Below are 26,465 nucleotides of genomic sequence, written 5' to 3' on the forward strand. Positions count from 1 at the left end.
AGGAGGAAAAGGATATGCAATACGAAGCAGGTAGCTATGATGTCATTGTTATTGGTGCCGGTCATGCTGGCAGTGAGGCAGGCCTTGCAGCTGCAAGAGTAGGAGCTAAAACGTTGATGATCACCATTAACTTGGATATGGTCGCCTTTATGCCATGCAATCCCTCCGTTGGCGGGCCGGCAAAAGGGATAGTCGTTAGGGAAATTGACGCTTTAGGCGGTGAAATGGGAAGAAATATCGACAAGACCCATATTCAAATGAGGATGCTCAATACGGCAAAAGGTCCGGCTGTTCGTGCGCTGCGGGCGCAGGCAGATAAATTTCTTTATCAACAAGAAATGAAAAAGACGATAGAAGACCAAGAAAATTTGACATTGATTCAAGGAATGGTAGAGGAATTAATTGTTGAAAACGACGTATGTACGGGTGTCATCACTAAAACAGGCGCGGTTTACCGTGCGAAAACAGTCGTAATCACGACGGGAACATATTTACGCGGTGAAATCATTTTAGGGGAATTGAAATATTCAAGCGGCCCAAATAACCAGCAGCCTTCCATCAGGCTTTCTGAGCATTTAGAGCAGTTAGGATTTGACTTGGTCCGTTTTAAAACAGGAACGCCGCCACGTGTGAATAGCTCTTCCATAGATTACAGCAAAACGGAAATTCAGCCTGGCGATGAAGTGCCACGCGCATTTTCTTATGAAACGACAAAGTTCATAACGGATCAATTGCCATGCTGGTTAACGTACACGAATGAGGGGACACATCAGCTCATTGATGAAAATCTGCACCGTTCGCCAATGTATTCCGGAATGATAAAAGGAACCGGACCGCGTTATTGTCCATCGATAGAAGATAAAGTCGTTCGTTTTAATGATAAACCACGGCATCAGATCTTCCTGGAGCCTGAAGGCCGTAATACAAAGGAAGTTTATGTGCAAGGTTTATCCACCAGTCTGCCTGAAGATGTACAAGTGAAAATCCTGCAAACAATTCCAGGACTTGAAAAGGCGGAAATGATGCGTGCTGGATATGCAATTGAATATGATGCTATCGTTCCTACGCAGCTATGGCCCACACTTGAAACGAAGAAAATTAAAAATCTGTATACTGCTGGCCAAATTAACGGGACATCCGGCTACGAGGAAGCAGCAGGACAAGGGTTGATGGCCGGTATTAATGCAGGATTGAATGCAATGGGTAAAGAAGAACTGATTTTAAGCCGTTCGGATGCCTATATTGGTGTTCTCATTGATGACCTTGTGACGAAAGGTACGAATGAACCATACCGTTTGCTGACTTCACGTGCAGAATACCGTTTATTATTGCGCCATGATAATGCCGATTTACGCTTAACGGAAATTGGATTCAATATCGGGATGATCAAAGAAGAACGCTACAATCGTTTCCTTATGAAAAAAGAAGCGGTTGAAATGGAAAAGGAACGACTGAAAACAAACTTCATCAAACCGACCAAAGAGGTTCAAGAAGTCATTACTGCAAGCGGCGGCAGTGAGTTGAAGGATGGAATCCGTGCCTCTGATTTATTGAAACGGCCTGAAATGGATTATTCCCACATTCAGAAGTTGGCGCCAAGTGATGTCGAACTGAGCGATGAAGTGACGGAACAGGTCGAAATCCAGATCAAGTATGAAGGATATATCGAAAAATCCTTGCAGCAAGTCGATCGCCTGAAAAAAATGGAGAATAAAAAGATTCCAGAGAATATCGATTATGATGCAATTTCTGGTCTTGCAACGGAAGCACGTCAAAAATTAAAGCAGGTCCACCCGCTATCAGTAGCTCAGGCTTCAAGAATTTCAGGTGTGAATCCCGCTGATGTTTCCATTTTGCTTGTTTATTTGGAACAAGGTAAGATCGCCAGAGTATCTCAGTAATGGAAATACCCGAAAAGGATTGAAGCAGACATGAATATTGAACAGTTCCAACAAGCACTGCTGGAGAAAGGAATCGAGCTTTCTCCTCAACAGCTTGATCAGTTTGACACTTATTATCGATTATTGGTGGAATGGAACGAAAAGATGAACTTAACAGCCATCACTGATAAAGAAGAAGTTTATCTGAAGCATTTTTATGATTCAATCAGTGCAGCCTTCTATTTTGACTTTAATAAATCATATCGAATTTGCGATGTTGGGGCTGGAGCTGGATTTCCGAGTATTCCATTGAAGATTTGTTTCCCTGATATCCACGTCTCGATTGTGGATTCCTTGAATAAGCGAATTTCTTTTTTGAATCACCTTGCGGATTCCTTGCAATTAAAGGGAGTTTCCTTCTATCATGACCGGGCTGAAACCTTCGCCCAAAAACCGGAGCATCGCGAATCCTATGATATTGTCATGGCGAGGGCGGTAGCCAGGATGTCCGTTTTAAGTGAACTATGTTTGCCGCTTGTTAAACCGGATGGGACTTTCATTGCCATGAAAGCGGCTAGTGCACAAGATGAAATGGACACTGGGAAGAAGGCCATTTTTACGTTAGGCGGAGAAATCGAAGAAATTCATCCTTTCACATTGCCAGAGGAAAATAGTGAAAGAAACATCATTACTGTAAAAAAAGTGAAGAAGACTCCTAAAAAGTACCCGAGAAAACCAGGGACACCAAATAAACAGCCTATTGAATAATCCTTGAAAGAAGAGTATGTTTTCATAGTAAGCGCAGATGATTCAGATATATGGCTGGTACTTGCCCTTATTTTCTTTTACTATAAATGTATGAACTTATTATTTTCACTCAATACTGCATTTGCTAGCAAAAAGACATTTAGGTACATGTTAAAACGTGTGCCCTGTGCTGGCTGATTCAGGGAAATAGTCTAGGGCATGCCGGCCGATATTCATAATAACCGGCCTCCCATTCCTCATTATTGCCTTGATGGCGCCAGTCGACATGTTTTTTACAGTGAAGGGCCATATGTATAACCATGTCGGGAAATGTATGCAGGACTTGTCCTTTAAATAGAGAATATGTTATTTGGGAGTTTTAAAAGGTGGTGTAGGAAGATGAAGCATCCTTTTTCGCGGTTCTTTGGGTTTGGCGAAAAAGAAGAAGAGCAACTAGAGATGGAGACACCTAGCAATAATAATGAAGAGATAAGAAAAATTTCCATTTCTGATATTGTGCCTAATCGATTTCAACCAAGGACCGTTTTTAATGACGATAAAATTGCTGAATTGGCTCAAACGATTCATACTCATGGGATCATTCAACCAATTGTAGTAAGGGCTTATGGTCAGGGAAAATATGAAATCATTGCAGGTGAGCGACGTTTCCGGGCCATGCAAAAGCTTGGCTGGGAATTGGCACCTGCTATAATCAAGGATTTCACCGATACAGAAACTGCTTCCGTCGCGCTGATAGAAAACCTTCAGCGTGAAGAACTGACACCGATTGAAGAAGCTTTGGCTTACGGAAAACTATTGGAGCTGCATAGTTTAACCCAAGAAGCTCTGGCACAAAGACTGGGAATAGGTCAATCTACCGTGGCGAATAAGCTTCGGCTGCTTAAGCTGCCACAGGAGGTTCAGGATGCACTTCTTCAAAAGCAAATTACGGAACGACATGCCCGCTCGTTGATACCGTTAAAGAGTCCTGAAAAGCAGCTTAAACTGCTTGTGGAAATCATCGAAAAAGGGTTGAACGTCAAGCAGACCGAAGAGCAGGTCGTCAAGCTCCTGACGGGTACTGTGCAGAAGCCGAAACCTAAGCGAAAAGCGTTTAGTAAAGACATGAGGATTGCCGTGAATACCATACGCCAATCACTCAATATGGTTACAGACAATGGAATAAATTTGGATGCAGAGGAAGAAGAATTCGAGGAGTATTATCAGTTCACGATTAAAATACCCAAGAAAAAAACTTGATTCCCTATCCTTAGCCCGCTTGGTAGTCTTCGATTACCAAGCTTTTTTATTTTCACTCCAAAACTGGCATTTTCCTCCTTGAAAACATTCAACTTTCCCCGGATTTTTAATGCTTTTAAGTGTATTTGAAATTTTAAGAGGAATTTCAGAAAACGATTTCTTCCAGTAACATTCATGATAAAATAGAAAGAAATAAATGGATTTACGGTAAAAATCAATAGATTTATATAGCGTGATGAAGATAGTTGAAAGCAGGTGAATTCGTGGGGAAGATTCTCGCCATTGCCAATCAAAAGGGCGGTGTTGGAAAAACGACAACTTCTGTCAGTCTAAGTGCTTGTCTTGCATATATAGGACAGAAAGTCTTAATGGTCGATATTGACCCGCAGGGAAATGCGACAAGCGGTGCAGGTATCGACAAAGCAGATGTGGAACAATGTATTTATGATGTATTGGTTGATGATGTCGAGGCCAGTACCGTTATCATGGAAACAAAGGTAGAAAACCTATATGCCATACCTGCGACAATTCAACTTGCAGGTGCAGAAATTGAACTGGTTCCAACCATCTCAAGGGAAGTCCGATTAAAAAGGGCATTAGAAGAGGTGCAAAGCCAATATGATTACATTGTGATTGACTGCCCTCCGTCATTGGGGTTGCTTACGCTTAATGCCTTAACGGCTGCTGATGCAGTTTTGATTCCGGTACAATGTGAATATTATGCATTGGAAGGTTTGAGTCAGCTGTTGAATACGGTCCGCCTCGTCCAAAAGCATTTGAACCATGATTTGAAAATCGAGGGTGTGCTTTTGACGATGTTGGATGCAAGAACAAATCTAGGTCTCCAGGTCATAGAAGAAGTAAAAAAATACTTTCAGGATAAAGTCTATCAAACCATCATTCCCCGCAATGTCCGTTTGAGTGAGGCACCGAGCCATGGAGAACCGATAATTATATATGATCCAAAGTCACGTGGGGCGGAGGTCTATCTAGAACTGGCAAAGGAAGTGGTATCAAATGGCTAAAGGACTTGGCAAAGGACTTAACGCACTTTTCAACAGTGGGGAGATCAGTAAAGATGAAATCGTGCGCGAAATCAAAGTAAGGGAATTAAGGCCAAATCCTTATCAGCCCCGAAAGAGCTTTCGGCTTGAAGCTATAGAGGAATTAAAGCAATCCATCATGGAACACGGGATATTACAGCCGATTATTGCCCGGGAAAGCATTAAGGGCTATGAAATCGTGGCTGGGGAAAGGCGTTACCGTGCTGCCAAGGAAGCAGGTTTAAAGACAGTTCCGGTCGTTGTGAGGAAATTGAGCGAACAGCAGATGATGGAACTGGCGATTTTGGAAAACCTGCAACGGGAGGATTTGAATCCGATCGAGGAAGCCGTCGCTTACCAAACACTTCTTGAAAAATTGGAATTTACCCAGGAGCAGTTGGCCAATCGGCTGGGTAAAAGCAGGCCCCATATAGCAAACCATGTTAGATTACTTTCTTTGCCTGAAGGGATTAGGAGATATATCTCCGATGGGGAAATTTCCATGGGCCATGGACGGGCATTGCTAGGTTTAAAGAAAAAAGAGTTGCTTAAGCCGGTAGTGGATAAAATCCTCAAAGAAGGTATGAATGTCAGACAGCTAGAGCAATATATACATCAATTGAATGATACCGTTTCACGTGAAACCAAAACTAAGAAACAAGAGAAAAAAGATATATTCATAAAGCAACGGGAGACAAGTCTGCGTGAAAGACTAGGAACGAGCGTAACGATAAAACAAAGCAAGAAAAAAGGAAAAATAGAAATAGAATTCTTTTCAAAAGAAGATTTAGAGAGAATTTTGAACTTGATCGATCAAGAGAACCTTTCCTCTTAGATTGCCTTTATGAAAAGATCGTGACGACTTATGCAGAAAATTAGGTGGATGAGATGGTATTATTAGGGGCCTTGGTGAATGGTGCCTGCATTTTAATCGGTTCGATTTTAGGAAGGTTTTTACAACATATACCTGAAAAGATAAAAGAAACGGTCATGAGCGGCATTGGTTTGGCTGTCATGGTCTTAGGTTTACAGATGGGGTTTAAAAGCGATAATTTCCTTGTTGTCATTTTAAGTATTGTCGGAGGGGCTGTCCTTGGTGAATGGTTGAATCTTGAGGGTAGGCTTAATTCTTTAGGCAATTGGCTTGAACGCAGGATGAAAGCGAAGGAAGGAACTTCGATATCCCAGGGGTTTGTAACGGCTACACTCATATTTGGCATTGGGGCGATGGCCATTATTGGTGCCCTGGATAGCGGCATCCGGAATGATCATGACGTTTTGATAACAAAAGCGATCATCGATGGATTTACTGCATTGGTCCTCGCCAGCACGCTCGGCATAGGTGTACTTTTTTCAGCATTTCCGATCATTCTATATGAGGGGTTAATGGCGATTTTTTCAAGGCAGATCAATACGATGGTCCCAACTGCTTTAATGGATTCCTTCATATTGGAAATGACGGCAACTGGGGGAGTCATGATTTTGGCAATTGGTTTGAATATTATCGGTGTCACCAAAATAAGGGTGGCGAATCTGCTTCCAGGCATAATGATCACCGCCATTCTGGTTACTTTCATGTATTATGTATAAAAAAGAAGGAAGGGGATGACCCCTTCCTTCTTTTTTATCATAGGCAAAAATCGATCAAAGGGTTTTTTCTTGCTTGAATGACCATGTGAAAGGAGTGATGGTAGGTTTTATTGGATAATGATTTTGTGCTTCATGAATTCCCTCGGCAATGGTTTTGGCCATTTTTAGCACAAGATTAAGACGAGTGTTCTGCAAGACCATGAACTCCATGAATCCACTTACATTCACGATTCCTGTAATATGGGCATTTCCAACGGAAGGAAGATCTTTATTGACCCCAGCACCTGGCTTCACTGGTCCCTGGCCGATTTGAACTATGCCGACGCTTTTCATTTTCCCTAAGCAAGCATCGATTCCGACTATAAATGGATTGGTATGCATCTTTTTGATTTCATTTAATTTTTCCTGTAAATTCATCGCATGTATAGGGTCATCCAGAGTACCATAAACATGGAATGAAGAAGAGCTGTTTTCAGCTTTTTCACTAAGCAGAGTGCCGACAAGTGGTCCGAGTGAATCGCCTGTGGAACGGTCTGTGCCTATACAGACGATGACGATTGGTTGAAGCTTTCCGGTAGGTAGGAGGTTGATCAATTCCTGGGAAATTTGTTTGGATGCATCCGTATCTTCATGCAGGATGCGACTCAATCTATTTTTATTATTATTAAATAGACTAGAATTCAGATTCATCGGCTCAACTCCTTTACTTTATTTGGTATTACAGTATACGGATAAAAAGGGGAAAATATACGGTATTTAACATAATGGATGAGGGAATTTTTTGTAGAACATGCAAACAGGTGAAGGGGATATGAATCGACGTTCTTCCTCTACCAATTGCTTTCATTTATACTTTCTAGTAAATAATCACTTGAATATTTGGGAAAAAACTTCTAATTCTTTTACCTATATACCCATAATTTTTTTGTACAGAAACCATTATTTATTGATAAAATAGAGAAAATCTCTCTAATTCATGGTTATCTCCATGCATGAAGGGTAGAGGAATACGTCTATATGGGAAAAATCATATATAAGATATAATAGTTTTGCAGTTATTTGCATTAAGCAGGAGGAAAATATGGATCGCATTTATGATAGCGTTACAAAAGAGATATTAGATGAAAAGATATGGCTGCTGATGGGCGAGGGCATTATTAAAATCTTCCTTGTTCTGTTGTTATCGCGTATTATTATTACAATAGGAAAGACTATTCTGAATAAATTTTTCAAAGCTCGTTTAAGAAGTCCAATTCGGGTATCGGAGCGCAGGGAAGCGACACTCATTAAATTGCTGGAAAATATCATTACTTATGTCATCAATTTCATTGCCTTGTTGATGATTCTGGAGATTTTTGGACTTCATGTGATGCCATTACTCGCTGGTGCTGGTGTTCTCGGTTTGGCCATTGGATTTGGCGCACAAAGTTTGGTCAAGGATATAATTACCGGGTTTTTCGTTATTTTTGAAGATCATTTCTCGGTTGGGGATTATATTAAAATCAATACTTTTGAAGGGGAAGTCATTGAAATCGGGCTTCGTACAACAAAAATCAAAAGCAGTGCAGGTGAATTGCACTTCATACCTAACGGCAGCATCATCCAGGTCACGAATTATTCGATTTTAAACAGTATGGCTGTTGTTGATGTGACCATACCTAATGATGGATCGGTCGAGCGTGCCGAGAAGGTGCTGATTGATCTTTTAAACAGTATGGAAGGCAGATACGAAGCCCTGGTCAAAGCACCAGAATTTTTGGGAATTGAAAAAATCAGTCCTGAAGAAATCGTCTTTCGGGTTAAAGCGGAAACGAAGCCGATGCATCACATCGAAATCAGCAGGATATTAAGAAATGAAATAAGTGCTGCGCTTGATTCAAGTGGGATTAAATCTACGTACAATGGCAGCGAGTCATAGGAGTTAGGGGGCTCATGGTTATGGAAGAAAAGGAATTTGCACTTAAGGATATTGTGGAAATGAAGAAACCACATCCGTGTGGAGTGAATAAGTGGAGAATTATACGGCTCGGTATGGATATCCGGATAAAATGTGAAGGGTGCGGTCATAGCGTGATGCTGCCCCGACGTGAATTCGCAAAGAAAATGAAAAAAGTTCTGCAAAAGCATGAGGAGTGATCATGCTTTTTTTTTGGGAGTGAAAGTAGTCCTGCGTTTCTCATGATTTACTTGTCTTTTTAGGAAGCGAAATCTATAATTGGGAAAGGTTTAGGTAATTGGATGGTCTTATAGAAGATCAGTTCTTTTCCCATATGTACGAATCATCTTGAAGGAGTGAAATATAAATGGCTTTAACAGCTGGTATAGTCGGTTTACCTAACGTAGGTAAATCCACTTTATTTAATGCAATTACTCAGGCAGGTGCGGAATCTGCCAACTATCCTTTCTGTACGATCGACCCTAATGTCGGGATCGTGGAAGTCCCAGATCACCGTCTGCAAAAATTGACTGAATTGGTTAAACCGAAAAAGACGGTTCCGACAGCATTTGAATTCACGGATATCGCCGGGATTGTAAAAGGAGCAAGTAAAGGAGAAGGATTGGGTAATAAATTCCTTTCCCATATCCGTCAAGTTGATGCCATTTGTCAAGTCGTCCGTTGTTTTGCAGACGATAACATTACCCATGTTTCCGGAAAAGTAAATCCAATCGATGATATTGAAGTCATCAACCTTGAATTGATCCTTGCCGATTTGGAATCTGTTGTCAAACGCATCGACCGTGTCGGAAAAATGGCCAAGCAAAAAGATAAAGCCGCTGTTGCAGAACATGAAATCCTTGTGGCTTTAAAAGAAGCACTGGAAGATGAAAAGCCTGCACGTTCCGTTGAGTTTACTGAAGAGCAGCAAAAAATCGTGAAGGGCATGCATTTACTTACGGCGAAGCCGACGCTTTACGTAGCGAACGTGAGCGAAGATGAAGTGGCGAATGCTGACGATAATGAATATGTACAGCAAGTTCGTGAATATGCTGCGAAGGAAAATGCCGAAGTAATCGTGATTTGTGCCAAAATCGAAGAGGAAATTGCAGAGCTTGAAGGTGAAGAAAAGGAAATGTTCCTATCTGAACTTGGCATCGAGGAGTCAGGTCTTGATCAGTTGATCCGTGCTTCTTATAATCTGCTTGGATTGGCAACATACTTTACAGCTGGTGTACAGGAAGTGCGTGCTTGGACATTCCGAAAAGGAATGAAGGCCCCTCAATGTGCAGGCGTCATTCACACGGACTTCGAACGTGGTTTCATCCGTGCCGAAACGGTTTCTTATACCGATTTACTTGAAGCGGGCAGTCATGGTGCTGCAAAAGAAGCGGGTAAAGTCCGTTTGGAAGGAAAAGAATACATCGTTAACGATGGCGATGTTATCCATTTCCGTTTTAACGTTTAAGATTCAAAGACCCTACCGTTCCATATGTAGGGTCTTTTTTTTTGCGATTTGAATCATCAGATTACAATTAATTGTAATAAGTCGAACCGTTCGTTGCAAAGCCTCTTTAACTATGCTATAATTTTATCTTGTGAGTAATTATAAATAATTGCTCCTTGCCCAATTGGGCCGCTTAGACCAAAAGGAGGTGACAGTGATGAGAAAATACGAAATTATGTATATCATCCGTCCAAACATTGAGGAAGAAGCTAAAAAAGCTTTAGTTGAACGTTTCAACACAATCCTTTCTGATAATGGTGCGGAAGTAGAAGCAAAAGAATGGGGTAAACGCCGTCTTGCATACGAAATCAATGATTTCCGTGATGGTTACTACATGCTTCTTAAAGTTAACGCTGAAAGTGCTGCGATTCAAGAATTCGATCGTCTTGCTAAAATCAGTGAAGACATTATTCGCCACATGGCTACTAGAGAAGAAGTTTAATTCAATATTTATATAAATTCTAATCTTGTTTCACATGAAACAAGCTTGAAACCTAGGGGTTGATTCTGATGATGAATCGCGTAGTTTTGGTAGGACGCTTAACTAAAGATCCTGAATTACGATATACACCTAATGGGGTTCCCGTAGCTACCTTTACTTTGGCTGTGAACCGTAGTTTTACGAATCAGCAGGGTGAACGTGAAGCGGATTTCATTAACTGTGTAGTTTGGCGTAAACCGGCAGAAAATGTAGCTAACTTCTTGAAAAAGGGCAGTTTAGCTGGCGTGGATGGACGTGTCCAAACACGTAATTATGAAGGACAAGACGGCAAACGCGTATATGTGACGGAGATTCTGGCTGAGAGCGTTCAATTCCTTGAACCACGAAGCAGTTCAGCGGGTGAAAGAAATGAAGGCGGTTCTTACGGTGGAGGTCAAAGAAGTTATGGTAATAACGGAAATGACAACAATTCGTATGGACAAAATCCTAATCAGAATCAACGGAGCAATAACAACTACACTCGTGTAGATGATGATCCATTTGCAAATGACGGTAAGACAATCGACATTTCAGATGACGATCTTCCGTTTTAAACAGCCGTTTAAAATGAAAATTCAAAAAAGCAGGGAGGGAAATATATTATGGCAATGGGTGGACGTAAAGGACGCGGTAAGCGTAAAAAGGTTTGTTATTTCACATCTAACGGAATCACTAAAATTGATTACAAAGATACAGATCTTCTTAAAAAATTCGTCTCAGAACGCGGTAAAATTTTACCACGTCGTGTAACTGGCACAAGCGCTAAATATCAACGTAAATTAACGATTGCTATTAAACGCTCACGTACTATGGCATTACTACCATACGTATCTGGTGAATAATAAATTGGCACATTGAGGAGTTATCCTTAATGTGCCTTTTTTATAAGTTATCGCTTTTGCCTGAAAACTGCTGAATTGCGGTTTTTTTTATTTCAGAAGGAAGTTATCCGCGCGTTTTCCTCAGAAAAAATAATCATATCCTAAAAAAGAATGTGATGTTTGAAATATCCTGGCCGTAACGGATACAATATAAAGATGGAGATAAAGACATCAATAATAACAGGGGGTGAAATAAAGATGAATAGCGGGAGACGAATTGCCGAGGGCGGAGCACTTCTGGCACTATATTGCATTTTATTGTTCATCACCATTCAAATCCCACCATTGGGTATTTTCACTACTTTCTTTTTACCCATTCCATTCATACTGGTCACAATCAAACAAAAGTTATCGTGGAGCCTTGGTTACTTATTTGTAGCCTCGCTATTGTCGATCCTCATCGGGACGATATTGTCTGTTCCGCTGACCTTGCTAATGGGGGCGACGGGAATTGCGATCGGCTATTTTTTGAAAAAGGACAAACCGATGGCACCTATGTTCATAAGCGCAGTCCTTGTCTTTCTGGGGGGCATTTTATTAATGTATGCAGCTTCAGTTTTGATTACGGATGTTAATTACATAGAAGAATCGATGAACATTCTTGAGGGGTCCATTGAAAATTCAATCGGCATCATGGATTCTTTTGGACAGGCACCGACGGAACAAGTCAAAAAGCGGATGTATGAATCAATCGATATGATGAACACCCTGATGCCAAGTTTGTTCGTCTTGATGTCCGTCATCATGGTTTTATTGATTTTCCTTGCGGCGCACCCCATTGTGAAGAGATTCAGTAATAAGGCGTTAAAATGGCCACATTTTCGAGATCTGCGACTCCCGAAAAGCCTTTTATGGTATTATTTAATTACGATGCTTCTTGCTCTTTTTGTGAATACGGACAAGAACAGTTTTGTATATATGGCCATAACGAACCTATTTTTCATACTGCAGTTCTTCATATTATTACAAGGGTATTCCCTGATATTCTATATTGCTCATGTTAAGTCATGGGTTAAGGCCATACCTGTTTTAATCGTGGTTTTTTCTTTGCTTCTGCCGATTCCGATTATTACGACGGCCGTCCGGTTTTTAGGTATAATAGATTTAGGATTTCCATTTAGGGAGACAATCAAGAAAAAGGAATAGAAGACTTTTTTGTAAAACAGATGCTTTTAGGAGCTGAAACTATGCCATCTTATTTGAAAGAATACTCGATTAAGTCCCCATTATATGGGGTGCTCGCCGCGGTCGTTTTACTTTTGGGCGTCCTGGCTTATTATAATTGGGTTATTGCACTTGTTGGATTATTGATTCTTGCTGGTTTATTTTATTTAACATTAAGAATGGTAGAAAAAAAGCAACGGAAGACAGAAGAGTATATAACGACTTTATCTTACCGTTTAAAGAAGGTAGGCGAAGAAGCGTTATTGGAAATGCCGATTGGGATCATGCTCTTTAATGAGGATTATTACATTGAATGGACCAATCCATTCCTGGCTTCCTGTTTTAGTGAAGACTCCTTGGCAGGAAGATCGCTATACGATGTTGCGGACTCGATAGTACCGTTAATCAAGCAAGAGATCGAGACAGAGACACTTACGCTCCACGATCGGAAATTCAAGGTGGTCCATAAGCGTGATGAAAGGCTTCTTTACTTTTTTGATGTGACGGAGCAAGTGGAAATCGAGAAATTATATGAAGATGAGCGAACGGCAATTGCGATCATTCTTCTTGATAACTATGATGACTTGACCCAGGGTATGGATGATCAGCGTAAAAGCAGCATTAATAGCTTGGTTACCTCACTTCTTGATAAATGGGCAAGGGATAATGGCGTTTTCTTTAAACGGGTTTCCTCGGAACGATTCATCGCTGTCTTTAATGAGCATATCCTTCAGCAGCTTGAAAAGGGGAAATTCTCGATTTTGGATGAAATTAGGGAAACGACGGCCAAGCAAAATGTGCCATTGACCTTGAGCATCGGTGTCGGCTCGGCCGTGTCATCCTTGCCGGAACTAGGTACGCTTGCACAGTCCAGCTTGGATCTCGCTTTAGGACGTGGCGGTGACCAGGTAGCCATAAAGCAAGCGAATGGAAAAGTGAAATTCTATGGCGGCAAAACCAATCCGATGGAAAAACGCACGAGGGTCCGTGCCCGTGTTATTTCGCATGCATTGAAGGATATAGTACTTGATAGCGATAAAGTCATTGTCATGGGCCATAAAAACCCGGATATGGACGCAATCGGTTCAGCGATCGGCATCTTGAAGGTTGCCCAAATGAATGAACGTGAAGGCTATATTGTCATCAACACCCAGCAGCTCGATAGCAGCGTCCTTCGTTTAATGGAAGAGATCAAAAATAAAGAAGAGCTGTATGCCCGGTTCATAACACCTGATGATGCATTTGAAATGATTACGGATGAGACGCTGCTGGTTGTGGTTGATACGCATAAACCTTCCATGGTAATTGAAGAGCGGCTATTGAATAGGATCGATAAGGTTGTGGTCATCGATCATCATCGCCGGGGTGAGGAGTTCATCAAGAACTCATTGCTCGTCTATATGGAGCCATATGCGTCTTCAACGGCAGAACTTGTGACCGAACTGCTTGAATATCAGCCGAAACGCTCAAAGATTGATATGCTGGAGTCGACGGCGCTTCTTGCGGGTATCATCGTCGATACGAAAAGCTTCACCTTGAGAACGGGTTCACGCACTTTCGATGCCGCCTCTTATCTAAGGGCGCATGGGGCTGATACGGTACTTGTCCAGAAATTCTTAAAAGAAGACGTGGACACTTATATCAAACGTTCGAAGCTCATTGAAGAAGTCATCTTTTATAAAAAGGGAATTGCCATTGCAGCGGCAAAAACCGATCAGGTTCATAATCAGGTGCTCATCGCTCAGGCTGCGGATACCCTATTGACCATGGATGGCGTTGTCGCTTCCTTTGTAATGGCTAAGCGATCTGATGATACAGTTGGCATAAGTGCGCGCTCTCTCGGTGATATCAATGTACAGGTGATCATGGAAATGTTGAATGGAGGCGGACATCTAACAAATGCCGCCACCCAGCAGGTATGCTCCATTGATGAGGCCGAAAGTCGATTGAAAGCAGCTATTGATGAATATTTAGAAGGGGGACATAAAGAATGAAAGTGATATTTCTTAAAGACGTAAAAGGTAAAGGGAAAAAAGGGGAAGTTAAAAATGTTGCAGATGGTTATGCACATAATTTCCTGCTTAAACAAGGATTGGCGGTTGAAGCAAATAATTCAAATGTAAAAACTTTGGAAGCCCAGAAAAATAAAGAAGAATCACTTGCAGCAGAAGAGCTGCAGCAAGCTGAAGAATTGAAAGTGCAGCTGGAGAAGTTAACGGTTGAACTATCAGCCAAAGCCGGTGAGGGCGGGCGTTTATTCGGTTCAATCACGACTAAACAAATTGCCTCCGAGCTTCAGAAAAAACACGGTATCAAGATTGATAAACGTAAAATGGAGCTTGCTGATGGCATCCGTTCTTTAGGGCATACAAAGCTTCCAGTCAAGCTTCATCCTGAGGTCACTGCGACACTGACTGTGCATGTGAAAGAAATTAACTAATTTTAGCTGTTTCATATCTGTGAAAAATTGATAAAATAGAGATAGACGAAAAATGTGATTGGGCATGTTGTCCTTTCACTTTTTTCTTTTTTACTAGAAACATATAAAAGGTATCCTCTTAGATTGGGAGGTTTTAAGATATGATAGAACAATTTCAGGATAGGATTCCACCTCAAAATATAGAAGCCGAACAGGCTGTACTGGGAGCCATTTTTCTAGAGCCTTCTTCATTGACCGTTACATCGGAAGTTTTGATTCCGGAAGACTTTTACAGAAGCTCTCATCAAAAGATTTTTAATGTGATGCTTAAATTGAATGACGAAGGAAAAGCTGTCGATTTGATTACGGTGACAGAGGAACTGGCTGCGACAAAAAACCTTGAAGAAGTTGGCGGTGTTTCTTATTTAAGTGAATTGGCCGGATCGGTGCCTACCGCCGCCAATATTGAATATTATGCCCGCATCGTCGAGGAGAAGTCATTGCTGCGTCGTTTGATCAGGACAGCGACCAACATCGCTCAGGAAGGCTACAGTCGCGAGGACGAGGTCGAGGAGCTGCTCGGGGAAGCAGAAAAAACGATCATGGAAGTGGCCCAGCGTAAAAATTCCGGGTCTTTTCAAAATATTAAAGATGTATTGGTTGCGACTTACGATAACATAGAAATTTTGACTACCCGTAAAGGGGATGTCACGGGAATACCGACAGGGTTTGCTGAACTGGATCGAATGACAGCAGGGTTCCAACGTAATGACCTCATTATAGTGGGTGCCCGTCCTTCGGTTGGTAAAACCGCTTTTGCATTGAATATCGCTCAAAACGTTGCGACCAAAACGGAGGAGAATGTAGCGATTTTCAGTCTTGAAATGGGTGCAGAGCAGCTCGTTATGCGTATGCTCTGTGCTGAAGGGAATATCAACGCTCAGAATTTACGGACAGGTTCCTTAACTGATGAGGATTGGCGTAAACTGACGATGGCGATGGGAAGCTTGTCGAATGCCGGCATTTATATCGATGATACGCCAGGTGTTAGGATTGGTGAAATCCGTTCAAAATGCCGTCGTTTGAAGCAGGAACATGGCCTTGGCATGATATTGATCGATTACCTGCAATTAATTCAAGGAGATGGTCGTTCAGGCGACAATCGTCAGCAAGAGGTATCCGAGATTTCACGTTCACTCAAAGCGCTCGCTCGTGAACTTAAAGTGCCCGTCATCGCCCTTTCCCAGCTATCGCGGGGAGTGGAGCAGCGTCAGGATAAGCGCCCGATGATGTCTGATATCCGGGAATCCGGGAGTATCGAGCAAGATGCAGATATCGTCGCATTCTTATACCGTGATGATTATTATGATAAAGAATCCGAGAACAAAAATATCATTGAAATCATTATAGCGAAACAGCGTAATGGTCCAGTAGGCACGGTTTCGCTTGCATTCGTGAAAGAATATAATAAATTCGTTAACCTTGAACGCCGCTTCGATGATGATTCGATGTCTCCCGGCGCATAGAAAACTGCCTGCCATTATGCAATGGCGGGCTTTCTCTGTTTCGGGAAAAAGAAAGGGCGTTATGATAATAGAAAAAGAAATCAGAGGGTACAATAATGTTTGACAATCCAAAAAAACCGGAAAGAAATTTCTCATATTTACGAACAAAGAATTTTTTAAAAAGTGTATTGTTCGGATTTTGTATTGACTTCCAGTTTGGATTATTGATAAAATAGGTTTGTTTGATAAGAACCGGTTAATGATCGGTATTACGTGAACCTTTGGAGGTGCTTTATTCAGATGTCATCAGTTGTAGTAGTCGGTACACAATGGGGAGACGAAGGTAAAGGTAAAATAACAGATTTTCTATCCCAGAATGCGGAAGCCATCGCTCGTTATCAAGGTGGGAATAATGCAGGGCATACAATAAAATTTAACGGCGTTACCTATAAACTGCATTTAATTCCGTCAGGGATTTTTTATAGTGATAAGATTTGTGTCATTGGAAATGGTATGGTGGTTGATCCAAAAGCTCTTGTAGAGGAGCTTGCTTATTTACATAGCCATGGGGTGAGTACGGATAATCTTCGTATTTCAAACCGTGCACATGTCATTCTTCCTTACCATATCAAATTGGATGAAGTCGAAGAAGACCGTAAAGGCGCCAACAAAATTGGAACGACTAAAAAGGGAATCGGCCCTGCATATATGGACAAAGCTGCTCGTAACGGAATCCGCATGGCAGACCTTTTGGACCGTGAAATTTTCGAGGAAAAATTGTCTCAAAATCTTGTCGAAAAAAACCGTATGTTTGAACGTTTCTATGAAACGGAAGGTTTCAAAATCGAAGATATCTTGGAAGAATACTATGAGTACGGACAACAAGTGCAGAAATATGTTTGTGATACATCCGTTGTATTGAATGACGCACTTGATGAAGGAAAACGGGTATTATTCGAAGGCGCACAAGGTGTTATGCTTGATATCGATCAAGGAACATACCCATTTGTCACTTCATCTAACCCGGTTGCAGGTGGAGTTACGATCGGTTCTGGTGTAGGTCCTACGAAAATCAACCATGTGGTTGGAGTATGTAAAGCATATACAAGCCGTGTGGGCGATGGTCCTTTCCCTACAGAATTACATGATGAAGTCGGCAACCAAATCCGGGAAATTGGCCGGGAATATGGTACAACTACAGGCAGACCTCGCCGTGTAGGCTGGTTTGACGCTGTTGTCGTTCGCCATGCCCGCCGTGTCAGCGGGATTACCGATTTATCATTGAACTCTATTGACGTATTATCAGGTCTTGATACGGTCAAAATTTGTGTGGCTTATGACTACAAAGGCGAGATCATTCATGAGGTTCCAGCGACTTTGAAAGCGATTGGCGAATGTAAACCAGTCTATGAAGAGCTGCCAGGCTGGTCAGAAGACATCACAGGCTGCAAATCATTGGATGAGCTTCCAGAGAACGCTCGCCATTATGTAGAGCGCGTATCTCAATTGGTAGGCATTCCTTTGACCACTTTCTCTGTCGGTCCTGACCGCAACCAAACTAATGTCGTGAGAAGCCCTTGGCGTCTAGCGTAATTCATGAAAAAGGAGCTGGCTTTTTTTGCCGGCTCTTCTTTCGTTATTAAGATCAATGCATCATCTGTCACGTTCGGGAGGTCCAGGATACCGAATGAATGGATTAAACTGTAGGGAAAATGAAAAAGATAAGAAAAAAATAATTTTATTTCAAAAAACTATTGCCTAAACTATACTAACCATGATATTATCAAAAGCGTCGTCACAATAGAACAAGCCATTAACAAGCAGCAGATGTTAAGTTCACATCATGCAAAGAAACATTTCATTAGAACGAGCCATTAGCTCAGTTGGTAGAGCATCTGACTTTTAATCAGAGGGTCGAAGGTTCGAATCCTTCATGGCTCACCATTTTTTCCGGCCCATTGGTCAAGCGGTTAAGACACCGCCCTTTCACGGCGGTAACACGGGTTCGAATCCCGTATGGGTCACTTCTTTATATAAATGCTTTACTGGTCCCGTGGTGTAGCGGTTAACATGCCTGCCTGTCACGCAGGAGATCGCGGGTTCGATTCCCGTCGGGACCGCCATTTTATTTTTATACTAAAATAGAATATTTGGCTCAGTAGCTCAGTCGGTAGAGCAAAGGACTGAAAATCCTTGTGTCGGCGGTTCGATTCCGTCCTGAGCCATCCTTTAATAAACGCCTTTCCTTTAGGGCGTTTTTTTGTTTTGCATTCAGATGTATTTTGAATGAAATACTGTTAATGGATTGTTAACGTTTTGTAACATTCCAATTTAGACCAATTCGGCATATAAACCGCTTTTAGCCTTGCTGGGCTTAGGTCCACTCCCTTTTCCGCAGTTTATTGAAACTTTCCCATTACCATATTTATTGGTACATGTTGTCACCATTTATACAGTTCTATTACATTATGAAGTCTGTTTCTTGTTTTTTTTCTTAATATGGTAGAGTTATGAGTGATAAAAAATCATTATAGCAATCAGTCATGAGCATGTTGATATTTAAAATGGACTAATAAAACTCGAAATAAATTTGATTAGTTTCTTAATTGGTGACTGAGCCGTTAAGGAGGACAATATATGTTTAGCTCAAAAGGTAAGGGGATCATCCTGTTGATGGTTTCCGTCATTTTAGTGCTTGCAGGAAATCGGGCAACTGCTGCTGGGCTATCGGAAACTGCAACCATACAGCATGTTTATCTTAACGATGAGTTCGTCGGAAGTGTCACGGATGAAATGGAGATCGAAAAGATCGTAGCCGATAAAGTAGAAGAAGCACAGGAAGACTATCCTGACTTTACATTCGATAAGGAGACACAGCTGACTTTTGTACCTGAAGAGGTATTCGATGAAGAGGTAAAAGAGGATCAGGCTGTTAAGGGAATTCATCAGTTGAATGTGAAGGCAGAGGCGTATGAAATCGACATAGATAATCAGGCGGTCGCTTATGTTGCGTCAAAGGAAGATGCCGAGGACGTTCTGGAGAAAATCACTTTATTATATGTAGATGAAGAGGAATACGCTGAATACGAATCAGGTAAAAAAGAAAGTGAAAAAGATTTGGATGCGTTAAAAGAGTCAGGAAGTAGAATTCTGGACATCGAATTTTCACTTCCAGTTACGTCTATAAAGACAATGGTATATCCAGACGAAATCAAGAGCGTCGATGAAACCCTCTCCATGATAGAAGAAGGAAAGGAAGAAACGACGATCTATGAGGCTAAGGAAGATGAAGATCTTGAAGCCATTGCCACTAGGCATGATATGGACCTGGATCAACTGCTGGAGCTGAATCCGGGACAGGATGAGAACAAAGATGTTAAAGAGGGCGAACGTCTCTATGTGACCCAGCGTACCCCCTATGTGAACGTAATGGTAGAAAGAGAAGTGTTTAAGGAAGAGAGAATTCCTTTTCAGAAGAAAGTGAAGGAGGATGACGAACTCCTTAAGGGAGAGATCATTACTGAACAAATAGGGAATGAGGGGATTCTTGCGTTCACCTATAATGTATCTGAAACAAACGGAAAGAAAATCAGTGAAACGATCGTAAAAAAAGAAGTCACGGAAAAAGCCAAAACAGAAATCACCAGAAAAGGCACCAAGGTCATTCCTTCACAGGGAAGCGGTACATATTCATGGCCTGCAGATGGGGGCTATATTTCCAGTAAGCAGGGCCAGCGATGGGGGAAACTTCATAAAGGTATTGATATTGCCCGACCAACCACCAGGACAATAACGGCAGCAGATCATGGGATAATCGAAACTGCAGGAAACTCCGGAGGATATGGAAATAAGATAACGATCAATCATAATAATGGATATAAGACAGTGTATGCCCATTTGGATTCAATAGATGTAAAAGCAGGACAAAAGATTGAAAAAGGCAAGAAAATCGGCATGATGGGTTCAACAGGGCACTCGACTGGTGTCCACCTCCATTTTGAAATATATAAAAATGGGTCTCTCGTTAATCCGCTAAACTTTATAAGTCAGTAACCGGTGGAAGTCTTCGAAAAATATTCGAAGACTTCTTCTGCTTCATACATAGATGAGAATAATAGGAAAAAGGTGATTTAATGCCTATAAAATGATAAAGTAGAATAGAGACAATTTGCTTTCATTTCCGGTGTTCAGCCCCTTTTATTGGGTATATATATGTAAGTTTGCTGAACTAGGTTGCGAAGATTGGTGCAAGCAGAAGGAAAAGTGAATAAGGTCCCGGATAAGGACACGGTTTTTAATAGATTCAGTTCAGTTATTAAAAAGGAGATAAGTACATGGATAAAAAGATTCTGGTAGTGGATGACGAAAAGCCAATTGCTGATATATTACAATTCAATCTAAAAAAAGAAGGCTATGAAGTTTTTTGTGCTTATGATGGCAATGAAGCCCTCAAAATGGTAGAGGAACGGCAACCTGATTTGATTTTACTTGATATCATGCTGCCGCAGCGCGATGGGATGGAAGTTTGCAGGGAAGTAAGGAAGAAGTATGAAACGCCGATCATCATGTTAACGGCAAAAGATTCAGAGATAGATAAGGTCTTAGGATTGGAGCTTGGTGCAGACGACTATGTGACAAAGCCATTTAGTACCCGGGAAATAATTGCCCGCGTTAAGGCGAACCTAAGACGTCAGCAAGCTGTTCCGGTTCCCGATCAAGAAAATGAACCGAAGGAAATTACGATAGGAACGCTCACAATCCATCCGGATGCCTATGTGGTTTCCAAACGGGGCGATACGATTGAATTGACGCATCGCGAATTTGAGTTGCTTCATTACTTAGCGAAGCACATCGGTCAGGTCATGACAAGGGAGCATTTATTGCAAACCGTGTGGGGCTATGATTATTTCGGGGATGTGAGGACGGTCGATGTAACGGTCAGACGTCTTCGTGAGAAGATTGAAGACAATCCAAGCCATCCTGGCTGGATTGTAACTAGAAGAGGGGTCGGTTATTACCTGCGTAACCCTGAACAGGAGTAGTTTCTATGAAAAAGGTTGGTTTTTTTCGCTCAATCCATTTTAAATTTGTTCTGATTTATGTTTTGCTCATTTTTGTAGCAATGCAAATAATCGGGGTATATTTTGTTGGGGAATTGGAAGAAAATCTTGTTGGGAACTTTACGAAATCAATAAAAGGCCACGTTAACCTGCTTACCTACAGCATTGGTGAAGAAATGGAAAAAGAGAGGGGAGAGGAAGATCCAACCCTCGAAGAAGCGATTGATACGATATTGAGAGACCGGGATAATTCATCGAATGATATTTCGGAAGTACGTGTCATCGACACCCGCAGCAGACGCGTGATCGGAACTTCAGCCCCAGGTAACCAGGATATTGTAGGGAAGAAGACAACAGAGGTCCTTATTAAGAATACGCTCATTTATGGAAAAGAAGATAATGATATATTCCGGGATAAGAAAACAGGCAGGCGGCTCTGGGTCCTTTCGACACCCGTTGAAGCAAATGGGGAGGTCATTGGCGCCGTCTATGTAATAGCTGAGATGGAAAATGTCTTTGAGCAGATGGATGAAATCAATAGCATCTTCATGACGGGTACGGCCATCGCCTTAGTCATTACGGCCATCTTGGGGATCCTGCTCGCACGAACGATCACTAGGCCAATGTCTGATATGAGAAAACAGGCACTGGTGATGGCGAAAGGGAATTTCTCCAGAAAAGTCAGGGTATATGGCGATGATGAAATTGGCCAGCTTGCCGTCACTTTCAATAATTTGACCAAAAAGCTTCAAGAGTCGCAATCAAGTACAGAAGGAGAGCGGCGTAAGCTATCATCTGTACTTGCCAATATGACGGATGGCGTAATTTCAACGGACAGGCGCGGTCGGGTGAACTTGATTAATGAACCGGCGGCACAATTATTGAATGTCTCGCGTGAAACCGTCATGAATCAACCGATCATTGAGGTTTTGGGTCTTGAAGAAGAGTATAAATTTGAGGATTTACTGGAAGAGCGAGAGTCCGTAATACTTGATTACAGCAAAAAAAACCGGCCTTTCATTTTGAGGGGGAACTTTTCGGTCATTCAAAAGGAAACGGGATTCGTTAATGGTTTGATTACTGTTTTGCATGATATAACAGAGCAGGAAAAAATCGAGAGTGAACGCAGGGAATTTGTTGCCAATGTATCACATGAATTGCGAACTCCTCTAACGACGATGAGAAGTTACCTGGAGGCATTGGCTGAAGGTGCATGGAAGGACGAGGAGATCGCTCCATCCTTTTTAAGTGTTACCCAAAATGAAACGGAGCGGATGATCAGGCTTGTTAATGATCTGTTACAGCTTTCGAAAATGGATAGTAAAGATTACAGGCTTAAAACAGGCTGGGTGAATTTCAATAAATTCTATGACCACATCATCGATCGTTTTGAAATGACGAAAAATGATGACATCACGTTTAAGCGTGATTTGCCGAAGGAAGCTTATTTTGTGGATATTGATGAAGATAAAATTACCCAGGTTCTCTATAATGTAATCTCCAACTCATTAAAGTACTCACCTGAAGGGGGTCAAGTGACTTTCCGCGTCAGGGCATCTGATGGCTTTATCATTGTGAGCATTACAGATCAAGGAGTGGGTATCCCGAAAAACGTCATTGATAAAATTTTCGACCGCTTCTACCGTGTGGATAAAGCAAGGGCCCGTAACTTAGGCGGGACAGGGCTTGGTTTAGCGATTGCAAAAGAGATGGTCGTGGCGCATGGCGGGAAAATATGGGCGGAAAGTGTGGATGGAAAAGGAACTACCGTGTTCTTTACACTTCCTTACGAACAGGAAGAAGAGGATGATTGGTCATGAATTTTGAACGTGCAAAAAGTATCATACTGATTATTTTGGTTGGGACAAGCATTTTTTTGACATGGAGCATTTGGACTTACGAGCCTGAATATGATCCATTTGAACAATCGTCGGAATTTATAAAGATTAAAAGCGATGTCCAGATTGTCAGTGATGTCATTAAACCAGTCAGTATCCTTTTCCATGGCAATGGGCAGCATTTCCAGACTTCCAATCCGGCAGAAATGAATGAAATGGAAAAAGAATTTACGCAATGGCGTTTCAGAGGCTTAAAAGAGGTATCCGTAAACAGGCTGCAAAGGAAATTTGATGATTTTGTCCATGAAGATGGGTCGATTGAAATCGAATTTTCCGATGATATACCCATCGCTCTTTATAAAACGGTATTGAATATTACGGATAAGGAAGTGCCTGAATTTTCATTTGACCGAATCATCATTAAACAAAAGGATATCAGCGGAAATGAATCTGCCGTTTATTTTGTTTCCTACGATAAAGAGAAGATTTATCAAGGCATGGTGAACTCTAAAAAACTTAGGAATTTCATGGATTCATTTTATAGGGATTCCTACGATAAGCACCCTGAATACACGGCCGAAACGATAAACAGCAAAAGGACGCTGTTCGTCCCGGAAAATCCAGTGGAGATCAACAGACTTGAGTATTATATTGACTATTTGGATATTGGAAACTTGAAAAATGCATTATTTAATTATCCGAAGTTCGTACGCCAGGAATCCGTTTCGGTCGGTGAGGAATACACGGATGGAACAAGACTAATGACGGTCAATAAAGAGAATTACTTAATTTCTTATATCAATCCGGCACAAAAGAGCAAGTTTTTCGGCAGTTCCAGTGACCTTCTGCAAAAAAGCATCGATTTCATCAATGATCATGCTGGTTGGGAAGATAACAATTACCGCTTTGCCTACATGTCTGAGAATGAACAACGAGTGGTATTCCGCTTATTCGTGAATGGTTATCCGACCTTCAATGATTACGGAATGACTGAAATCGAGCAAATTTGGGGGAAAGAAGAAATTTATAGCTATGACCGCCCGTACTTTTCACTTGACTCAGTCCTCCCGTCAGAAGGAGCCGCAGTGACCTTAGCAAGCGGAAAAGAAGTATTGAAACAGCTGAAATCGAAAGATAATATCGATTTCAAAAGCGTGGAGGACATCTCGATTGGTTATAGATTGAATAAATCCCTCGATTCCAAACTTGTGACTCTAGTTACACTTGAACCCACTTGGTATTATCGTATAGGCGATAAATGGTTTATTGTGCCTTTTGAAGAAGGAGGCGATCAAAGTGGATTGGAATAATACAAAGTCGATATTCATCATGGTTTTCTTCATTTTGAATATTTTTCTTCTTTATCAATTCCTGGAAAAGATTAATGACTCCCAATTAGAAAGCTTTACGGAGCCTCTTACGGATGAACTTTTGAAAGAAGATGAGATTTCAATAGAAACCCCACTTCCGAAACAAAAGTTGAAGGATCAATTCCTGATAGCCCAAAGCAAGACCTTCGAGAAGAAAGATATACAGCACCTAAAGAATCAAAAAGCAAAAATCATCGATGATAAGAACCTTGTGGGTACATTTAAGATACCGGTTGGCATGAAAGCGGAAATTAATGCTGCAGACGTGGATATATTCCTGAAGGAGTATATATTAAATGGAAGTGAGTATCATTTTTGGAGCTATGATGAAATCAGCCAGACCATAATCTGCTATCAGGTGGCAGATAAAAAGATGTTTTATAATAATAGTAAGGGGAAGGTCACTTTATATCTGAACAAGAAGGGTGAAATCGTCTCCTATGAACAGATGTATTTAGAGGGGATCGAAAAATTCAACAAACCTAAAGAATTGGTATCTGCTTTAACTGCTATTGGAGAATTGTATGATAATGGCGATATCGCCCCTAAAAGCAAAGTCACGAATGTAAAATTAGGTTTTTACAATTCGCTGCAGACGACATCTGTGTCACATTTACTTGTGCCAACATGGTGGGTGGTCATTGATGACGAAACGGATCTCTTCGTGAACGCTTTTGATGGAGAGGTCATTGAATTGAATACAGAAGAAAAAATACTGGAGTGAGTATAGATGACAATGCATTTTAGTGTTCTCGCAAGCGGGAGTACAGGAAATGCCTTTTTCGTGGAAACGGAGGATCAATCATTCCTTGTCGATGCCGGCTTAAGCGGTAAAGCCCTGGAAGCGTTGTTTCAGGATATAGGCCGTGATATGTCAAAGCTATCCGGTATCCTTGTTACCCATGAACACAGCGACCATATTAAAGGTCTTGGCGTGGTTGCCAGAAAACATAAACTCCCGATATATGCGAATGCAAAAACATGGAATGCCATGGATCGATCAATCGGTGAAATTGCAACCGAACAAAAATTCACATTTGAAATGGAACAGGTCAAAACATTCGGCAGCCTTGATATAGAATCTTTTGGCGTTTCACACGATGCGGCAGAGCCGATGTTTTACGTCTTTCATCATGAAGATAAGAAACTTGTGGTCATTACCGATACAGGGTACGTAAGTGATCGGATGAAAGGAATCATTTCTAATGCCGATGCATATGTATTTGAAAGTAACCATGATGTGTCCATGCTGAGGATGGGAAAATATCCATGGAGCATCAAGCGCCGAATTTTAAGTGATGTCGGACATGTTTGTAATGAAGACGCCGCCCTAGCCATGAGTGAAGTGGCCGGTGATAAGACCAAGCGGATTTACTTGGCCCACTTAAGCCTTGATAACAATATGAAGGATCTAGCAAGAATGTCGGTGGAACAAACGTTAAAGACAAAGGGGATCATTGTCGGGGAACAGTTTTCCTTATATGATACTGACCCGAAAAGACCAACGGAACTTGTTACATTATAAAATATAAGGAATGGATGAGGGATACCTTGTTCATTCCTTTTTATTTTTAATAATTTCGAATCGTAAGTTACGAATCGGATTAAAAGGGGTATCGTTTGGTTAGAACTGTATAGGTAAAAGGTGAATGGCTGTATATTAGTCAATTTTAAGTTTCCCTTAAATAAAAGCATGCATTTTTTTAGAAAAATTTCGGTAATTGAGTATAATTGAGGGAGGATACCAAACAATAGAATTGCTATAATTCATTCCTAAAATGAGA

24 protein-coding genes and 4 tRNA genes are annotated in these 26,465 nt (G+C 41.4%); 27 read left to right on the plus strand and 1 reads right to left on the minus strand.

All coding sequences use genetic code 11. From position 1 onward, the window contains the following. Positions 1-14 precede the first annotated feature (14 nt). The 6 genes from mnmG to ACSR9O_RS10790 all read left to right on the plus strand — a co-directional run bounded on the left by mnmG (position 15) and on the right by ACSR9O_RS10790 (position 6,520). Complete coding sequence (gene mnmG, locus ACSR9O_RS10765; RefSeq protein ID WP_101223978.1) at positions 15-1,901, plus strand: tRNA uridine-5-carboxymethylaminomethyl(34) synthesis enzyme MnmG; 1,887 nt, start codon at positions 15-17, stop codon at positions 1,899-1,901. A 30-nt stretch (positions 1,902-1,931) separates the two neighbouring features. Then, a complete protein-coding gene (gene rsmG / locus ACSR9O_RS10770; RefSeq protein ID WP_101223977.1) occupies positions 1,932-2,648 on the plus strand; it encodes a 16S rRNA (guanine(527)-N(7))-methyltransferase RsmG in 717 nt (238 codons plus the stop codon). A 378-nt stretch (positions 2,649-3,026) separates the two neighbouring features. Beyond that, on the plus strand, positions 3,027-3,887 hold the full coding sequence (gene noc, locus ACSR9O_RS10775) for a nucleoid occlusion protein (RefSeq protein ID WP_101223976.1): 861 nt from the start codon (positions 3,027-3,029) through the stop codon (positions 3,885-3,887). A gap of 263 nt (positions 3,888-4,150) precedes the next feature. Continuing rightward, on the plus strand, positions 4,151-4,912 hold the full coding sequence (locus tag ACSR9O_RS10780; protein ID WP_034316249.1) for a ParA family protein: 762 nt from the start codon (positions 4,151-4,153) through the stop codon (positions 4,910-4,912). Continuing rightward, a complete protein-coding gene (locus ACSR9O_RS10785) occupies positions 4,905-5,765 on the plus strand; it encodes a ParB/RepB/Spo0J family partition protein (protein ID WP_101223975.1) in 861 nt (286 codons plus the stop codon). The genes ACSR9O_RS10780 and ACSR9O_RS10785 overlap by 8 nt, the downstream gene beginning before the upstream one ends. 53 nt (positions 5,766-5,818) lie before the next feature. Then, positions 5,819-6,520, plus strand: coding sequence for a DUF554 domain-containing protein (locus ACSR9O_RS10790; RefSeq protein ID WP_427573207.1), 702 nt, complete (start codon positions 5,819-5,821; stop codon positions 6,518-6,520). 54 nt (positions 6,521-6,574) lie between these two features. On the opposite strand, the gene yyaC is transcribed toward ACSR9O_RS10790, so the two are convergent. Continuing rightward, on the minus strand, positions 6,575-7,210 hold the full coding sequence (yyaC, locus tag ACSR9O_RS10795) for a spore protease YyaC (protein ID WP_101223973.1): 636 nt from the start codon (positions 7,208-7,210) through the stop codon (positions 6,575-6,577). Between the two features lie 391 nt (positions 7,211-7,601). On the opposite strand from yyaC, the gene ACSR9O_RS10800 reads away from it, so the two are divergent. The 21 genes from ACSR9O_RS10800 to ACSR9O_RS10900 all read left to right on the plus strand — a co-directional run bounded on the left by ACSR9O_RS10800 (position 7,602) and on the right by ACSR9O_RS10900 (position 26,206). Beyond that, positions 7,602-8,438 carry a mechanosensitive ion channel family protein gene (locus ACSR9O_RS10800; RefSeq protein WP_101223972.1) on the plus strand — a complete coding sequence of 279 codons (837 nt, stop codon included), beginning with the start codon at positions 7,602-7,604 and terminating at the stop codon, positions 8,436-8,438. 20 nt (positions 8,439-8,458) lie between these two features. Further along, a complete protein-coding gene (locus tag ACSR9O_RS10805) occupies positions 8,459-8,656 on the plus strand; it encodes a DUF951 domain-containing protein (RefSeq protein WP_034316158.1) in 198 nt (65 codons plus the stop codon). 167 nt (positions 8,657-8,823) lie between these two features. Continuing rightward, the gene (gene ychF, locus ACSR9O_RS10810) at positions 8,824-9,924 is read left to right on the plus strand and encodes a redox-regulated ATPase YchF (protein WP_034316156.1); all 1,101 of its coding nucleotides are present in this window, start codon (positions 8,824-8,826) and stop codon (positions 9,922-9,924) included. A gap of 196 nt (positions 9,925-10,120) precedes the next feature. Then, positions 10,121-10,405 (plus strand): 30S ribosomal protein S6, encoded by a 285-nt coding sequence (gene rpsF, locus ACSR9O_RS10815; protein ID WP_034316153.1) that lies wholly within the window; start codon positions 10,121-10,123, stop codon positions 10,403-10,405. Positions 10,406-10,473: 68 nt separating this feature from the next. Further along, a complete protein-coding gene (ssb, locus tag ACSR9O_RS10820; protein WP_057278276.1) occupies positions 10,474-10,998 on the plus strand; it encodes a single-stranded DNA-binding protein in 525 nt (174 codons plus the stop codon). 48 nt (positions 10,999-11,046) lie between these two features. Next, positions 11,047-11,286, plus strand: coding sequence for a 30S ribosomal protein S18 (gene rpsR / locus ACSR9O_RS10825; protein ID WP_053348323.1), 240 nt, complete (start codon positions 11,047-11,049; stop codon positions 11,284-11,286). A 237-nt stretch (positions 11,287-11,523) separates the two neighbouring features. Then, positions 11,524-12,471: a YybS family protein gene (locus tag ACSR9O_RS10830; protein WP_491724373.1), complete on the plus strand. Its 948-nt coding sequence runs from the start codon at positions 11,524-11,526 to the stop codon at positions 12,469-12,471. A 41-nt stretch (positions 12,472-12,512) separates the two neighbouring features. Then, the gene (locus tag ACSR9O_RS10835; RefSeq protein ID WP_063595549.1) at positions 12,513-14,483 is read left to right on the plus strand and encodes a DHH family phosphoesterase; all 1,971 of its coding nucleotides are present in this window, start codon (positions 12,513-12,515) and stop codon (positions 14,481-14,483) included. Next, positions 14,480-14,929 carry a 50S ribosomal protein L9 gene (gene rplI / locus ACSR9O_RS10840; RefSeq protein ID WP_101223970.1) on the plus strand — a complete coding sequence of 150 codons (450 nt, stop codon included), beginning with the start codon at positions 14,480-14,482 and terminating at the stop codon, positions 14,927-14,929. The genes ACSR9O_RS10835 and rplI overlap by 4 nt, the downstream gene beginning before the upstream one ends. 140 nt (positions 14,930-15,069) lie before the next feature. Next, complete coding sequence (gene dnaB, locus ACSR9O_RS10845; RefSeq protein WP_034316139.1) at positions 15,070-16,434, plus strand: replicative DNA helicase; 1,365 nt, start codon at positions 15,070-15,072, stop codon at positions 16,432-16,434. 279 nt (positions 16,435-16,713) lie between these two features. Next, positions 16,714-18,006, plus strand: coding sequence for an adenylosuccinate synthase (locus ACSR9O_RS10850; RefSeq protein WP_076368493.1), 1,293 nt, complete (start codon positions 16,714-16,716; stop codon positions 18,004-18,006). A 275-nt stretch (positions 18,007-18,281) separates the two neighbouring features. Next, a tRNA-Lys gene (locus ACSR9O_RS10855) sits at positions 18,282-18,357 on the plus strand. An 8-nt stretch (positions 18,358-18,365) separates the two neighbouring features. Further along, positions 18,366-18,437: transfer RNA gene (locus ACSR9O_RS10860), tRNA-Glu, on the plus strand. A 23-nt stretch (positions 18,438-18,460) separates the two neighbouring features. Then, a tRNA-Asp gene (locus ACSR9O_RS10865) sits at positions 18,461-18,536 on the plus strand. Between the two features lie 29 nt (positions 18,537-18,565). Next, a tRNA-Phe gene (locus tag ACSR9O_RS10870) sits at positions 18,566-18,638 on the plus strand. A 412-nt stretch (positions 18,639-19,050) separates the two neighbouring features. Then, positions 19,051-20,466, plus strand: a complete 1,416-nt coding sequence (locus tag ACSR9O_RS10875; RefSeq protein WP_491724374.1) for a peptidoglycan DD-metalloendopeptidase family protein — start codon at positions 19,051-19,053, stop codon at positions 20,464-20,466. A gap of 281 nt (positions 20,467-20,747) precedes the next feature. Beyond that, positions 20,748-21,455 carry a response regulator YycF gene (yycF, locus tag ACSR9O_RS10880; RefSeq protein ID WP_034316131.1) on the plus strand — a complete coding sequence of 236 codons (708 nt, stop codon included), beginning with the start codon at positions 20,748-20,750 and terminating at the stop codon, positions 21,453-21,455. Positions 21,456-21,460: 5 nt separating this feature from the next. After that, positions 21,461-23,293 (plus strand): cell wall metabolism sensor histidine kinase WalK, encoded by a 1,833-nt coding sequence (gene walK, locus ACSR9O_RS10885; RefSeq protein ID WP_434168226.1) that lies wholly within the window; start codon positions 21,461-21,463, stop codon positions 23,291-23,293. Beyond that, positions 23,290-24,621, plus strand: a complete 1,332-nt coding sequence (locus tag ACSR9O_RS10890; protein ID WP_491724375.1) for a YycH family regulatory protein — start codon at positions 23,290-23,292, stop codon at positions 24,619-24,621. Before walK ends, ACSR9O_RS10890 begins: the two co-directional genes overlap by 4 nt. After that, positions 24,608-25,405 (plus strand): two-component system regulatory protein YycI, encoded by a 798-nt coding sequence (locus tag ACSR9O_RS10895; RefSeq protein ID WP_101223965.1) that lies wholly within the window; start codon positions 24,608-24,610, stop codon positions 25,403-25,405. Before ACSR9O_RS10890 ends, ACSR9O_RS10895 begins: the two co-directional genes overlap by 14 nt. 6 nt (positions 25,406-25,411) lie before the next feature. Further along, positions 25,412-26,206, plus strand: a complete 795-nt coding sequence (locus ACSR9O_RS10900) for an MBL fold metallo-hydrolase (protein WP_076368488.1) — start codon at positions 25,412-25,414, stop codon at positions 26,204-26,206. Positions 26,207-26,465 lie beyond the last annotated feature (259 nt).

The organism is Peribacillus sp. B65 (assembly GCF_058513295.1).

Bases quoted from the DNA above. Each gene is read 5' to 3' on its own strand.
- ACSR9O_RS10875 (WP_491724374.1), top strand. From the start codon at position 19,051: ATGTTTAGCTCAAAAGGTAAGGGGATCATCCTGTTGATGGTTTCCGTC.
- rpsF (WP_034316153.1), top strand. From the start codon at position 10,121: ATGAGAAAATACGAAATTATGTATATCATCCGTCCAAACATTGAGGAA.
- ACSR9O_RS10790 (WP_427573207.1), top strand. From the start codon at position 5,819: ATGGTATTATTAGGGGCCTTGGTGAATGGTGCCTGCATTTTAATCGGT.
- ACSR9O_RS10785 (WP_101223975.1), top strand. From the start codon at position 4,905: ATGGCTAAAGGACTTGGCAAAGGACTTAACGCACTTTTCAACAGTGGG.
- ssb (WP_057278276.1), top strand. From the start codon at position 10,474: ATGATGAATCGCGTAGTTTTGGTAGGACGCTTAACTAAAGATCCTGAA.
- ACSR9O_RS10890 (WP_491724375.1), top strand. From the start codon at position 23,290: ATGAATTTTGAACGTGCAAAAAGTATCATACTGATTATTTTGGTTGGG.
- mnmG (WP_101223978.1), top strand. From the start codon at position 15: ATGCAATACGAAGCAGGTAGCTATGATGTCATTGTTATTGGTGCCGGT.
- dnaB (WP_034316139.1), top strand. From the start codon at position 15,070: ATGATAGAACAATTTCAGGATAGGATTCCACCTCAAAATATAGAAGCC.
- yycF (WP_034316131.1), top strand. From the start codon at position 20,748: ATGGATAAAAAGATTCTGGTAGTGGATGACGAAAAGCCAATTGCTGAT.
- ACSR9O_RS10850 (WP_076368493.1), top strand. From the start codon at position 16,714: ATGTCATCAGTTGTAGTAGTCGGTACACAATGGGGAGACGAAGGTAAA.
- ACSR9O_RS10805 (WP_034316158.1), top strand. From the start codon at position 8,459: ATGGAAGAAAAGGAATTTGCACTTAAGGATATTGTGGAAATGAAGAAA.
- ACSR9O_RS10835 (WP_063595549.1), top strand. From the start codon at position 12,513: ATGCCATCTTATTTGAAAGAATACTCGATTAAGTCCCCATTATATGGG.
- rplI (WP_101223970.1), top strand. From the start codon at position 14,480: ATGAAAGTGATATTTCTTAAAGACGTAAAAGGTAAAGGGAAAAAAGGG.
- rpsR (WP_053348323.1), top strand. From the start codon at position 11,047: ATGGCAATGGGTGGACGTAAAGGACGCGGTAAGCGTAAAAAGGTTTGT.
- ACSR9O_RS10900 (WP_076368488.1), top strand. From the start codon at position 25,412: ATGACAATGCATTTTAGTGTTCTCGCAAGCGGGAGTACAGGAAATGCC.
- rsmG (WP_101223977.1), top strand. From the start codon at position 1,932: ATGAATATTGAACAGTTCCAACAAGCACTGCTGGAGAAAGGAATCGAG.
- ACSR9O_RS10830 (WP_491724373.1), top strand. From the start codon at position 11,524: ATGAATAGCGGGAGACGAATTGCCGAGGGCGGAGCACTTCTGGCACTA.
- noc (WP_101223976.1), top strand. From the start codon at position 3,027: ATGAAGCATCCTTTTTCGCGGTTCTTTGGGTTTGGCGAAAAAGAAGAA.
- ychF (WP_034316156.1), top strand. From the start codon at position 8,824: ATGGCTTTAACAGCTGGTATAGTCGGTTTACCTAACGTAGGTAAATCC.
- walK (WP_434168226.1), top strand. From the start codon at position 21,461: ATGAAAAAGGTTGGTTTTTTTCGCTCAATCCATTTTAAATTTGTTCTG.
- ACSR9O_RS10800 (WP_101223972.1), top strand. From the start codon at position 7,602: ATGGATCGCATTTATGATAGCGTTACAAAAGAGATATTAGATGAAAAG.
- yyaC (WP_101223973.1), bottom strand. From the start codon at position 7,210: ATGAATCTGAATTCTAGTCTATTTAATAATAATAAAAATAGATTGAGT.